At 46.0% G+C, this 13,573-nt stretch carries 12 protein-coding genes; 5 read left to right on the top strand and 7 right to left on the bottom strand.

Going from position 1 to position 13,573, the window contains the following annotated elements:
* Positions 1-33: 33 nt before the first annotated feature.
* A complete protein-coding gene (gene prmC, locus AC1DP6_RS05480) occupies positions 34-891 on the top strand; it encodes a peptide chain release factor N(5)-glutamine methyltransferase (RefSeq protein WP_477053918.1) in 858 nt (285 codons plus the stop codon).
* A 100-nt stretch (positions 892-991) separates the two neighbouring features.
* Here prmC and AC1DP6_RS05475 read toward each other — a convergent pair whose 3' ends face one another.
* The 3 genes from AC1DP6_RS05475 to pepT all read right to left on the bottom strand — a co-directional run bounded on the left by AC1DP6_RS05475 (position 992) and on the right by pepT (position 3,448).
* A complete protein-coding gene (locus tag AC1DP6_RS05475) occupies positions 992-1,387 on the bottom strand; it encodes an ExbD/TolR family protein (protein WP_133810104.1) in 396 nt (131 codons plus the stop codon).
* Between the two features lie 11 nt (positions 1,388-1,398).
* Positions 1,399-2,115, bottom strand: a complete 717-nt coding sequence (locus AC1DP6_RS05470) for a MotA/TolQ/ExbB proton channel family protein (RefSeq protein WP_441572244.1) — start codon at positions 2,113-2,115, stop codon at positions 1,399-1,401.
* An 85-nt stretch (positions 2,116-2,200) separates the two neighbouring features.
* Entirely contained in the window at positions 2,201-3,448 is a 1,248-nt protein-coding gene (pepT, locus tag AC1DP6_RS05465; protein WP_477053917.1) for a peptidase T, read from the bottom strand.
* Positions 3,449-3,642: 194 nt separating this feature from the next.
* Here pepT and metE point away from each other — a divergent pair, with 194 nt between their 5' ends.
* Together metE and AC1DP6_RS05455 are read left to right on the top strand one after the other, a co-directional pair.
* Positions 3,643-5,943, top strand: a complete 2,301-nt coding sequence (gene metE / locus AC1DP6_RS05460) for a 5-methyltetrahydropteroyltriglutamate--homocysteine S-methyltransferase (protein WP_477053916.1) — start codon at positions 3,643-3,645, stop codon at positions 5,941-5,943.
* Positions 5,944-6,089: 146 nt separating this feature from the next.
* Positions 6,090-6,308 carry a cysteine-rich CWC family protein gene (locus tag AC1DP6_RS05455; RefSeq protein ID WP_477021804.1) on the top strand — a complete coding sequence of 73 codons (219 nt, stop codon included), beginning with the start codon at positions 6,090-6,092 and terminating at the stop codon, positions 6,306-6,308.
* A 119-nt stretch (positions 6,309-6,427) separates the two neighbouring features.
* Here the strand turns inward: AC1DP6_RS05455 and AC1DP6_RS05450 are convergent, their stop codons facing one another.
* Complete coding sequence (locus AC1DP6_RS05450) at positions 6,428-6,856, bottom strand: FKBP-type peptidyl-prolyl cis-trans isomerase (protein WP_133810109.1); 429 nt, start codon at positions 6,854-6,856, stop codon at positions 6,428-6,430.
* A 104-nt stretch (positions 6,857-6,960) separates the two neighbouring features.
* Between AC1DP6_RS05450 and AC1DP6_RS05445 the strand changes: the two genes are divergently transcribed.
* Positions 6,961-8,127 (top strand): exo-beta-N-acetylmuramidase NamZ family protein, encoded by a 1,167-nt coding sequence (locus AC1DP6_RS05445; protein ID WP_477053915.1) that lies wholly within the window; start codon positions 6,961-6,963, stop codon positions 8,125-8,127.
* A gap of 133 nt (positions 8,128-8,260) precedes the next feature.
* The gene (gene fmt / locus AC1DP6_RS05440) at positions 8,261-9,193 is read left to right on the top strand and encodes a methionyl-tRNA formyltransferase (RefSeq protein WP_477053914.1); all 933 of its coding nucleotides are present in this window, start codon (positions 8,261-8,263) and stop codon (positions 9,191-9,193) included.
* A gap of 79 nt (positions 9,194-9,272) precedes the next feature.
* On the opposite strand, the gene AC1DP6_RS05435 is transcribed toward fmt, so the two are convergent.
* From AC1DP6_RS05435 to AC1DP6_RS05425, 3 genes are all read right to left on the bottom strand, one after another.
* Positions 9,273-10,265, bottom strand: coding sequence for a DPBB and LysM peptidoglycan-binding domain-containing protein (locus tag AC1DP6_RS05435; protein ID WP_477053913.1), 993 nt, complete (start codon positions 10,263-10,265; stop codon positions 9,273-9,275).
* Between the two features lie 296 nt (positions 10,266-10,561).
* On the bottom strand, positions 10,562-11,965 hold the full coding sequence (locus tag AC1DP6_RS05430) for a methyltransferase RsmF C-terminal domain-like protein (protein WP_477053912.1): 1,404 nt from the start codon (positions 11,963-11,965) through the stop codon (positions 10,562-10,564).
* Between the two features lie 64 nt (positions 11,966-12,029).
* Positions 12,030-13,496, bottom strand: a complete 1,467-nt coding sequence (locus AC1DP6_RS05425) for an NAD(P)(+) transhydrogenase (Re/Si-specific) subunit beta (protein WP_477053911.1) — start codon at positions 13,494-13,496, stop codon at positions 12,030-12,032.
* Positions 13,497-13,573: the final 77 nt, after the last annotated feature.

The following is a 13,573-nucleotide window of genomic DNA, read 5'->3' as shown; positions in this document are numbered from 1 at the left end:
ATTTTTCCGGTTATATTCCTTAAACTATTTATATTGACTATACAAACGGCCTTTACCTATATTACTGGTGCCATCAGTGAACTATATGAGGAGCGGGAAGCCGCCAATATAGCGCACATTATCATGGAATACCTAACGGGCATGAGTAAACTGGATCGCATTGTTCACAAAACAAAAATCCTCTCCCCCGATCAGAATCAACGACTAAAAGCAGCTATTGAAGCACTGCAGCGCCACGAGCCGGTGCAATACATTACTGGTAGCAGCTGGTTCTACGGCATGGAACTCCTGGTAAATAAAAATGTACTCATTCCCCGCCCGGAAACCGAAGAGCTGGTAGAATGGATGGTACAGGATGCGGCACACCGCCATCGCCTGCACCTGCTGGATGTGGGCACGGGCAGCGGATGTATTCCCCTGGCCCTGAAAAAATCATTGCCTGACGCACAGGTGTCTGCAATAGATGTAAGTGAAGGCGCCCTGGAAGTAGCCCGCAGCAACGCCTCCCGTCAAAGACTGGATGTTAACTTCTTGCTGCTGGATGCACTGGATCCCGCGCAGCTGGCCACATTACCGGAATTTGATATGATCGTCAGCAATCCGCCCTATATTACACAAAGCGAGCAAAAAACAATGCAGGAGCTGGTTTGGGGCTTTGAACCCTCCCTGGCCCTTTTTGTTCCTGACAACGACGCCCTGTTGTTTTACCGCCATATTTCTGTGATGGCAAAAAGTAAACTACTCCCTGGCGGAGCGCTTTACTTTGAAATCAATGAAGCACTGGGTAAAGAAGTGATGACCCTCATGGAAGAGCTGGGATTCAAAGACGTAGTCCTGAAACAGGATATGTTCGGGAAAGACAGGATGGTGAAGGGAGCTTTTAGCTTTTAGCTTTTAGCTTTTAGCAAAAATGCAGCGGAGAACATCAGATATGTTCATCTCCGCTGCATTTTTACTAAAAGCTAAAAGCTAATGGCTAAAAGCTAAATCGCTATTTGTGTGCTGTTGCCAATACCACCTTGGCTCCCATTTCTCTGGCCACTTCCATCACATTCACCACATCTTCTACGGGGACTGATTTCTCGGCATTGATTACAATCGTAGGCTCTATCTTTTCATTGCCGATAGATGGAGCCAGGGCTTGTTTCAGATGATCAAACGGTACTTTGTTGGTACCTACAAAAAACTCGCGTTTCTCATTAATACTTACTACTACTGTTTGCTTGGATTTGGTGTTGCTCTTGGCTTTGGGCAACAACAGCTTAATAACATTCGGATTAGCCAGTGTGGAAACAATAAGGAAGAACAACAGCAGAATGAACAGGATGTCATTCAGTGCAGAGTTGTGCATTTCCACCTGTCTCTTATTTCGCCTGCGTAAATTCATGATCTTTTGTTTTAGCGGGTGGGTTCCTGCAAAATATCGATGAATTCAGCTGAAGCGCCTTCCATCTTATTTACTACCTTATCGATCTGTGCATTCAGATAGCTATAACCAATGAAGGCTACGATACCGATAATTAACCCGGATGCAGAGGTGATCATCTTTACATAGATACCACCGGCAATGGTACCCAGTGTAATATCTGACGTAATAGAGATGTTGAAAAAGGTTTGGATCATACCCGCAATCGTACCAAGAAACCCGAACATTGGTGCAATTCCCGCAATAATAGACAGGATCACCAGGTTCTTTTCCATCCGGTAGATTTCCAGCTTACCCACATTTTCCATGGATTTCTCAATATTGTCGATAGGCTTGCCTATACGTTGAATCCCTTTTTCAATCATACGTGCAATGGGACCAGCAGTATTTTTGGCCAATGAACGCGCTGACTGCATATTACCAGTGGTGATCTGATCACGGATCATTGGCATAAAGTTATCAGGCAGCGTCCCGGCTTTTGCAATGGTGATGGCCCTTTCCACAAACACATATACTGCGATCAGCGACAGGATACCTAATGGAATCATCAGGACACCGCCTTTCATCAGCATGTCTATCAGGTGGATCTGTGGTGTGGCCTCAGCGGTAGCGGATATGCCCTGTGCCACAGTATCTGCTTTAGGACGTAATAAAGAATCCTGTAATAATGTAATAAAACCTAACAACATGAACTATATTTTAACGGGTGCATAAGTAGAACACTACTATAAACGGTTAAAGTAAGAAAATATTTGCGAAAGTTTTCCGCATAATTTATGCCTTCTCTTCCCAAACCTGTGCCAGATATACAATTGTCTGCACCGCTTTCCGCATATCCTGTATGCTCACATATTCATGCTTGCTATGTAAGGCCATCTCCCCTGTAAAGATATTCGGGCAGGGTAATCCCATAAAAGAAAGACGGGAACCATCTGTACCACCGCGGATGCTCATTCTCAGCGGCTGTACACCTGCACGGCGTATGGCCTCTGCGGCATGGGCAGTTACTTCCGGGTGTTTCACCAGCACTTCTTTCATATTACGATATTGCTCCGTTACTTTCAAAGTAGCTTTTGCACCATGGTGTTTATCCAGTACTTTGTCCATAATACGACGCAGGTAAGTTTCATGCGCTTCCAGGTGATCGGTTTCAAAATCACGGATAATAAAATCTATTTCCGTTTTCTCTACCGTACCCTGTATACGAACCGGGTGAATAAAACCTTCGCGGTCATCTGTGGTTTCAGGAGAGAGGCTGTCTTTCGGTAACGCATCTACGATTTCACCGGCTATTTTAATAGCACTGATCAGCTTATCCTTCGCAGCACCGGGATGCGCGCTCACGCCATACACGGTAATCCTGGCACCATCGGCAGAAAAGTTCTCATCTTCCAGGGAACCCAGCTCTCCACCATCCATGGTATAACCAAAATCTGCTGCCAGCTTTTGCATATTCACTTTCTCCACACCACGACCTACTTCTTCATCCGGGGTAAACAGGATGCGGATAGCACCATGCTTCACTTCCGGGTGTGTCATCAGGTAATTGGCCGCATCCATGATTTCTGCCACTCCGGCTTTATCATCTGCTCCCAGCAAGGTGGTGCCGCTGGCAGTAATGATGTCATCGCCCTTTTTACTGGCCAGGTAAGGATGCTCCTTTGCACTGATCACCACTGTTTCATCGTCCGGCAAAGCAATGTCACCACCATCATATTGCTGGTGTACAATAGGCTTTACGCCTGTACCACTACTGTCTGAAGAAGTATCTACGTGAGAACAGAAACAAATCACCGGTACTTTTTTGTCCGTGTTTGCAGGGATCGTTGCATAAACATAGCCATGCTCGTCCAGCTCTGCATCCGTAATGCCCATTTCCTGCAATTCCTTTACCAGCAGGCGGGACAGATCCTTCTGCTTTTCCGTTGTCGGAAAACTGCTGCTCATCGGATCTGATTGCGTATCTATTTGCACATAACGCATGAAGCGTTTGTCAACCGTATATGAGTAATTTGTAAACATATTGCAAACCTAAGGAAAATCACCTATACACCCCTGCCGTAGATTATTCTGTTTTACCACCTCTCACAATATCTTCAAAAGTAAATTATTCTTTTTTTTACTTCTTTTTTAAGACAAAAAACTGAATTTGATGCAAATGATCGAACAAATGATCAATAATAATAGGTTTGTGAAGAATAAAATATATCCTATATATGCTTACCAACATTCCAGGCTACCCTAGAATAGGCAGCCAGCGGGAACTGAAAAAAGCCTGCGAAAACTATTGGGCCGGAAAAATTTCACTGGAAAGACTTGAACTAACGGCAAGGCAGCTACGAAAAGAAAACTGGACATTGCTGCAGGAAGCCGGTATAGACCTGATACCATCCAACGACTTTTCTTATTACGACCAGGTACTGGACATGTGTGTAACACTGGGCGTAATACCATCCCGCTTCCGGGCCCTCCAACAAACATTTGCCAACCCTACCTGTCCTGAGCTGTACTTCGCCATGGCAAGGGGTTACCAGAAAAATAATTTTGATATCACCGCCCTGGAAATGACCAAATGGTTTGATACCAATTATCATTACATGGTACCGGAATTTGAAGCCAGTCAACAATATGCACTGCATCATCCCAAATGCGTGCAGGAATTCAAAGAAGCACTCAGTCTGGGTATTACGACCAAACCGGTACTGATCGGGCCTGTTACCTTTATTTTAAGTGGTAAAATAAAAGACGCCGGTGTCGGCTATACGCAGTTGCTGGAGAAGTTGCTGCCGGCCTACATTCAACTACTTGCTGCTTTACAAGAGGCAGGCGCAGAATGGATTCAGCTCGATGAACCATCGCTGGTAACAGACCTCGAACCCGCTGTCAGAGAGCTTTATCATACGGCCTATTCATCCATCAGACAGGCATTGCCTGCGGCAAAAATATTGCTGACCACTTATTTCGGTGGCCTGGAAGATAATACTGCACTGGCCCTGCAGTTGCCGGTACAGGCACTGCATATCGACCTGGTGCGGGCTCCGGAACAACTGGATGCCGTATTATCTGCTTTACCGGAAGATAAACTGCTATCCCTCGGTGTGGTAGATGGCCGTAATATCTGGAAAAATGATTATGCCGTTTCCATCGGTCTCATTAAAAAAGCGATCGCCCAAATTGGCGAAGATCGTCTCCTGCTCGGCACTTCCTGCTCTCTGCTCCATGTCCCCTATAACCTGGAAGATGAAACAGCGCTGGACCCGGAAGTAAAACAATGGATGGCTTTTGCGAAACAGAAGGTAGCCGAAGTAATAGCGCTGCAGCAAATCGCCGCCGGTGATGACACCTTACCGGCCGACAACGAAAAAGTGATGAACAGCCGTAAAACGGCCAGTAGCATACATCTTCCGGATGTAAAAGCCAGGATAAAACAGATTACTACTGCAGATACCCAGCGCCACAGCATTTTCCCGCACCGGCAGGTATTACAGCACAGTGTTTTACAACTACCGTTGTTTCCTACCACCACCATTGGCTCCTTCCCGCAAACCACGGAAATAAGACAGCTACGCGCAGACCTCAAAAAAGGAATTATTACGCAGGAAACATACAATGCAGATATCCGCAATGCCATTACTGAAACCATTTACCGCCAGGAGAATCTTGGTCTCGATGTGCTGGTGCATGGCGAGTTTGAGCGGAATGACATGGTGGAATATTTCGGCGAACAACTCGATGGATTTGTATTTACACAAAATGGCTGGGTGCAGAGTTATGGTACCCGTTGTGTAAAACCACCGGTGATTTTCGGAGATGTACAACGTCCGGAACCCATGACCGTCGCCTGGAGCCGCTATGCACAATCACTCACCAGCAAACCGGTGAAAGGCATGCTTACCGGCCCCATTACTATCTTACAGTGGTCATTTGTGCGCAACGATCAACCCCGCATGCAAACGGCTTTCCAACTGGCACTGGCGATCCGCGATGAGGTAAAAGACCTGGAAGATGCGGGTATCACCGTAATACAGGTAGATGAACCTGCCCTGCGCGAAGGCTTGCCACTCCGCAAATCCCAGCGTGCAGCATACCTGGAACAGGCAGTAAAAGCTTTCCGTCTTGCCGTATGCACAGTAGATGATGCCACCCAGATCCACACCCATATGTGCTACGCGGAATTCAATGATATTATTGAACATATCGCCGCCATGGATGCCGATGTGATCACGATAGAAACATCCCGCTCACAAATGGAGCTGCTGGAAGCATTTGCACATTTCCGGTATCCCAATGAAACGGGACCCGGCGTATATGACATTCATTCTCCCAGAGTGCCCACAGTGGCCGAAATGGAAGCATTGCTGCATAAAGCCGCACAACTGTTGCCAGCCCGCAATATCTGGGTAAATCCGGACTGCGGACTGAAAACCCGTAAATGGGCGGAAACCGAAGCTGCGCTTCGTAATATGGTGACTGCAGCGAAGAATGCCAGAATACAGCAGATAGCTTTTAGCTTTTAGCTTTTAGCTTTTAGCTTTTAGCTTTTAGCTTTTAGCAAATGCAGCGAAGATCATGATATGTTAATCTTCGCTGCATTTGCTAAAAGCTAAAAGCTAATGGCTAAATGCTTTCATGCTTTCATGCAAAAAAATGGCTACTTTTATGCATGGCATATCATGAAACAGTAACCTGTCCGCGATGTCAGCGCAGCTTCGAATGCCGTGTAGGTACTATTCTACGCTGCCAATGTCAGGATGTAACCTTATCGGAAGAAGAGCGATACTTCATCCAGCAAAAGTTTAGTGGTTGTCTTTGTGCAGATTGTTTACGTGATATGAAATCAGCGTTTGAGGCGCCGGAAACACCATTGGGAGAAGGCCATTAATGGCGCATGGGGAGAAATAAATAATAACAAACAACTTATTGGGATAACAATTATTTAGGGATTTCCGAATATCCGGATGCGGTTGATCACTACATCCGGATATCAAAAATCCCTAAATATTATACGATTTCTACCAGTTCCAGGTCAAAAACCAGGTCTTCACCAGCCAGTGCGTGGTTAGCATCCAGGGTAATGAACTCTTCACCGATAGCAGCTACTTTCACCTGGAATACCTGGCCCTGGGGATTGCTCATCTGCAATTCCATGCCTACTTCAGGATTCAGATCAGCCGGGATATTTTCTTTTGGAAAATCCATGATCATTTCTTCGCTTTTGGGACCATATGCCTGATCAACAGGGATATGAATGGTTTTCTTGTCGCCCACTTTCATGTCCAGCACACCATTCTCAAATCCTTTGATAACCATACCGGCACCTACCTTGAATTCGAGCGGCGGTCTACCTTCAGAAGAATCAAAGGTAGTTCCGTTCGTTAAACGGCCATGGTAATGCACCTTCACTGTATCCCCGTTTTTAACAGCTTGCATAAAAATTAATTGTTTAGTGTTAATAATTACGCGCAAGATACAAAAAGCTGCTATAATCCGCGCTTTTTGATGCAGCCAATAAAGCTTTGCCGTATCTTAACGGTATGAACCGTATACTACTTATTTGCATCCTCCTGGCGGGGTGCTTTTTTGAAACCTCCGCTCAATATGCGGACCTTGTATTGCCAGGCGCCACGCAGACTTCCCGGTATTTGCCGCTATTGAAAAATAAGCGGGTAGCCATGATGGTGAACCAAACTGCGACCATTGAAAAAACGCACCTGGTGGACTCTCTGTTGAAGCTCCACATAAAAATTCAAAAGATTTTCAGCCCGGAACATGGCTTCAGAGGCAATGCCGGTCATGGTGAGAAAGTGGCCAATAGCATTGACTCGGCTACCGGTATTCCCATTGTTTCGCTATACGGACAGCACCGCAAAGCCACTGCAGCGGATCTGAAAGATATAGACGTCCTCATCTTTGATATACAGGATGTAGGTACCCGCTTCTTCACCTACATTTCTTCCCTGCAGGAACTCATGGAATCTGCTGCTGAAAATAAAAAGACGCTCATCATCCTGGACCGTCCCAATCCCAATGGGGACTACGTTGACGGCCCCATCCTCGATACCGCTTACCGTTCCTTTATAGGTATGCAGCCCATTCCGATTGTACATGGAATGACCGTTGGTGAATATGCCCGCATGCTGAACGGAGAACGCTGGCTCAGCAAAGGTGTACAATGTGATATTAAAGTGATCCCCTGCGAAAACTATAGCCATCAGACCTTCTACCGCGTGCCCATCAAACCTTCTCCCAATTTGCCCAATATGGCCGCCATCAATCTGTATTCTTCTACCTGCTTTTTTGAAGGAACAGTACTCAGTCTGGGACGTGGTACCGACAAGCCTTTCCAGGTATATGGATCACCACTGTTTCCCAAACAGGGCTTTTCATTTACCCCGCGTGCCAGTGCTTCCAATCCCAGCCCGGTGTTGAAAGACCAGCTGTGTTATGGTTATGACCTGAGCAATGTACCGGAAACTGTACCCCATAAAGGCCGTAAAATTGAATTGAAATGGCTGATAGATGCCTACCGGATATTCCCTGATAAAGACAAATTCTTTATCCCATTCTTCAGCAAAGTAGCGGGTAATACAACACTGCAGCAACAGATCGTGAAAGGCGTTTCTGAGGCAGATATCCGCAAAAGCTGGGAACCAGGCTTAGCAAAATTTAAAGTGATCCGCGCGAAATACCTGTTGTATTAGCTTTTAGCTTTTAGCTTTTAGCTTTTAGCAAAATGCAGCGAAGAACATGTTATATGTTAATCTCCGCTGCATTTTGCTAAAAGCTAAAAGCTAATGGCTAAAAGCTAAACAATCCTCGTTATTTTTGCATCCTATGAGTAAAGATCTCCGTATTATTTTTATGGGTACGCCTGATTTCGCAGTGGCGTCTCTGGATATTTTGGTACAAAATGGCTTCAACATCGTTGGCGTGATTACGGCACCGGATAAGCCGGCTGGCCGCGGCTTGCAGTTGCAGGAAAGTGCAGTGAAACAATATGCTGTCAGCAAAGGATTACATGTATTACAACCGGAAAAACTGAAAAACCCTGATTTCATTGCGGCATTAACGGCTTTGAAAGCAGATCTGCAGGTAGTTGTAGCTTTTAGGATGCTGCCGGAAATGGTGTGGAACATGCCACCGGAAGGCACTATCAACGTACATGCGTCTCTGTTGCCTAACTACCGCGGGGCAGCGCCTATTAACTGGGCCATCATTAACGGCGAAAAAGAATCCGGCGTTACTACATTTAAATTACAACATGAAATAGATACCGGTGATATCCTGTTCAGTGATAAAGTCGCTATCAGGGAAGATGAAACTGCCGGAGAACTACATGATGCACTGATGCATACAGGTGCCACTCTCCTGCTTAAAACGGTGCAGGCCATCGCTGCCGGCAACGCCACGGGAACGCCTCAGGCGAATATTCCGGCTGCAGAAATAAAACATGCACCCAAGATATTCAAGGAAACCTGCCAGATTAGCTGGCAGCAACCTCTTGACAACATCTACAATCATGTAAGAGGGTTGAGTCCTTATCCTGCTGCCTGGACTACTTTCCAGGGGAAAAATCTGAAAATATACAAAGCGCACAAAGAGCATACAACACCTTCAAAAGCACCAGGGGACTTTGATACAGATCAGAAAACCTATGTGAAAATTGCTGCGCCTGATGGGTATTTGTACCTGGACGAAATACAGCTGGAAGGCAAGAAGAAAATGGATATTGAGGCCTTCCTGCGGGGATACCGGTTTAGTTCCTAGCCTTGGCCGGACACTATAAAAAAGGAGCGGAGATGTGTATAATACAACATCTCCGCTCCTTTTTTATGTAATAGTTACCTTAGTTTTCGTAATTCAGCTCACAATAAAAGCGGGATTCATTACTTCCCAGAGCTTGCATCGCACTGTCGCTCAGCTTGATAATCAGGCCTGCATTGGATTTCATCTGCGGAATCACATCCAGTACTTTTGCATATACCGCTTTACCATTCAGCGGATTGGTTACTTTAATGATGGTGCCACGGGGAGCCGTGTTATGCAAAGCATAATATTTTCCAACAGCATTGCTCTTAAACCAGGTACCAGGGCCTTTTTCAGAGCCGGCTTTTTTACCATTGTTGGTTTGTTGCTCATACAGTTGTTCAAAATCAGCGCTGCTGTTGGCCGCTGCTGGTTTAACCGGAGCGGGTGCAGGTGTTTCTGCTACTTCGGGAGCAGGGACTGTTTCTTTCTTAACAGTTTCTTTCACCGGAACAGTTTCTTTCACCGGAGCCGGAGCAGGTGTTGGTGTTGCTACTACGGCTGTTTCCACTGGTTCTGGTACCGGAGCTGCTTTTTCTTTCTCTTTCGCTTTCACTTTCTCCACTTTAGGAGCAGCTTCAGCAGCGGCGCCACCAGCTTTCATAAAGCCGATGATCACGTAGCTATCTTTTTTCAACCCATCACCTGAAAAACTATTCCATTGACGGATGTTGTCCAGAGGAACTTTGTTGTAATTCACACTTACCCGGTATAAAGTTTCTTTGTCGGTTACTTTATGATATACGGGTTTACCTGCTGCATCTGCCTTCTGTGAGAAGTTGGCAGCGGTGAGCGGAATATGCAGGTTATGTCCCAGTTGCAATCCCTGTTCCATAGTCACTTTATTTGCAGCGGCTATTTCCTTTGGCGGCAAACCGTATGCACGGCTGAGGCTATAAAAATTTTCTCCTTTCTTAACAACATGGGATATGTAAAGGGCGGGTGAGGTACCTTGTACCTGCAGTGTGTCCTGCGCCTGCACCGCTCCTGCACTAAAACCAAACAAGACGATTGATAGAATCGATTTTACCATACTAACTCTGTTTATGATTGATGATCTGCCTGCTGCTCCGGATATTTTTGCGCTCGTATAAGATACCCAACGACAACCTAATTATACCATTGCAGCACCAAAAAATCTGGATTTTTTATTTGCTATTTCGGGCAACGAATATATGCGTTAAAATTGACAATTTTATTTAATAAAACAAACGAAAAATTCCTCCTTTTGTTGTGGTAACCGGCATAAACAGCTACGACACTACATACTCAGCAAATAGCCGTTGGCAGCGCATTTCAAAGTTGGAACAGATCGCACTCCCCTATTCTTTACACCCCGGTAATTTCTTTCAGGATACGCAATTCTTTGGGGTAATAATTGTTCATTCGGTTTGGTAAAAATTTAGCCCAGCCCAGATTCATTCCCTCATACCTTACCAGCGACCAGCCCCGCACCCCGGTGGTTACACCCGGATCTTCCTTGCGAAGATATTGTAATGCCTGTTGTAAATTCAGGGAAACTGCCGGCAGATCGTCAGATACCAGCATACTCGCTGCCAGCTGATGATCAGGAATCAATTCTTTCTGTCCCGGCTGTCCTGCTTTTACGCCCGCTTTGCGAATATACAATTGTTGCTGCAACAATGGCATTTCCGCCGCCAATAAAGGTGGTAATATCAATACTTCGTCCTGATGCAGGAAGTATTGGTAAGATGGTGGAATATTTAACCAGGGAGTGATCACCTCCCGTTGTCGCGCGGTGAGCGCCACCCGTTTCTGCTCTTTTGGTCTGCGGACAGTGCCACCGCTGCGCTTACGGAAACAGGCAACAAAAAAGCCTTCTCCTTTCAGCCGGTCCGGATAAAAACGATATCCGGTACAATTCCGTTTATGCGTTACCGTTGGTATAATTCCCCATTGCTCTTCCAGCGGTATCGTAATATTTTCCAGCTCAAAATGGTCTGCCAGCCAGTCCAGGATCGCTTCATCTTCTTCTGCCGAAAAAGAACAGGTAGAATAAATAACAATACCATCTTCTTTCACCGCAGGTAACACATCTGCCAGAATCCGCTGTTGCCGCTGGCTACAGAGGGTTACATTCTCGGGTGACCACTCCGACACCAGTTCCGGATCCCGGCGAAACAAGCCCGAACCGGAGCAGGGCGCATCCACCACCACCAGGTCAAAATAACCAGGCAGCCTGGAAAAATCACGGGGATCATTGTTGCTCACCACTACATTGGGCGCCCCCCATTTAGTAAGATTATCTGCCAGTAATGCAGCACGCACTTTTATTACTTCATTGGCCACCAATAAGCTGTCAGGGCTAATCAGCGACTGCAGCAACGTAGATTTTCCACCCGGCGCCGCACRCAGATCCAGGACTTTCAGCGGAGCAGATAAATCTACCGTGGCACGCACAGCTTGTTCCAGGAACATCGACGATGCTTCCTGCACGTAATAAGCACCTGCATGGAAAAAAGGATCAAAAGTAAAGGAAGGTCTTGCCGGTAAATAGTACCCCTCACTATTCCAGGGTATTTTGCTCACACCAGCAACAGATAAGGATTGAAGCACCTGCTGTGCTTTCTCCGGCGATTTAATTTTAGTAGGATTCAACCGCAGGGAAGTGATTTTTTCTGCGGCAGCATGTACTCGTTCAAATGTTTCCCGGTTATAACCCGGAAGTCCTGCTAACGAATCAAGCAGTGCCGCTGGTAAATGACTGGACAAAGGAATTTTTTCCGCAAAAATAATGAAAATGCAGATTTTATTCTTCTGTAAACCAAACTCGTTATTATACCTCTTTAATCGCCGTCAGCAACTCCTGCAGCACTTTCTTCGCATCGCCAAACAGCATAGAGGTTTTAGGTTGGAAGAAAAGATCGTTTTCTATACCGGCATATCCCGGCTTCATACTACGCTTGTTGACAATCACCACTTTGGCATTTTCCACTTCCAGTATAGGCATACCGTAAATGGGACTGGCAGGATCATTTTTGGCAGCAGGGTTCACCACATCATTGGCACCTAAGATCAATACCGCATCGGTAGTAGGAAATTCAGCGTTGGCATCTTCCATCTCCAGCAATTTTTCATAGGGTACATCCGCCTCCGCCAGCAACACATTCATATGCCCTGGCATACGGCCTGCTACAGGATGAATGGCATATTTTACCACTACTCCTTTTTCTTCCAGCAACTTTTCCAACTCATGACAGGCATGCTGGGCCTGTGCTACGGCTAATCCATATCCCGGTACGATAATTACTTTATTGGCATATGCCAGTACTACAGCAGCATCACTTAAACTGATTTCCTTATAACTTCCCTGGTCTTTGCCCCCAGCAGCCGATGCTACAGCACCACCACCAAAGGAACCTATCAGCACATTTTTAAGCGAGCGGTTCATAGCCTTACACATCAGGATGGTGAGAATAGTACCGGCAGAACCTACCAGTATTCCACCTGTCAGCATCACCGGATTAGCATATAAAAATCCACCACAAGCGGCTGCTACACCCGTAAAGGAGTTTAACAGGGAGATGACTACCGGCATATCTGCTCCGCCGATCGGAAGCACAAAAAGTACTCCGTAGAACAATGCCAGCAGGAAAATAAGATAGAAAACAAGGAGACCTGTACCCGGTGAAACAGCGAACACCAGCAGCAACCACACCGACAATCCCACTATTAAGGCCAGCACGCCCAGGTTCAGCAGGTGCTGCCCCTGGAAGGAGAAATCTTTCACTTTTCCGGTCAGCTTTCCCCATGCTACAATACTGCCTGCACAGGACACCGCACCAATCACCAGACTCAGTAAAATGATCACCACTGTTCCTTTTGAAGCAGATGACTCCAGTAACTGCAGCATCAAATGATCATCTGTAACAGGAGCATATAAATTCTTTATCAGCGCATGAAGATGGTTAAACTCTACAATGGAAATCAATGCCGCACAAGCGCCCCCCATACCATTAAACATACTCACCATTTCCGGCATCGCCGTCATCTTCACTTTTTTGGCAGATAATACACCGATGACGCCACCTATCAGCAGCCCGGTAAATATCCAACCATAATTGTGCAGGGGAACCTCGTTTACTCTATAGAGAAAAATAGTGCCTACAATGGCGAGTGACATGCCGGCAGCCGCTATCAGATTGCCTTTACGGGCAGTATCCGGTTTACTTAACATCTTTAGTCCAAGGATAAAAGTAACAGAGCCGATCAGGTAGATAATTGATAAAATGCTGGATCCCATATTGAATAGTGCTTTAGCTGTTAGCAATTAGCTTTTAGCCATTAGCTTTTAGCTTTTAGTAAATGCAGCGAAGAATA

Source organism: Chitinophaga sp. 01L420 (assembly GCF_056399985.1).
This window is presented reverse-complemented; position numbering and strand designations above follow the sequence as displayed.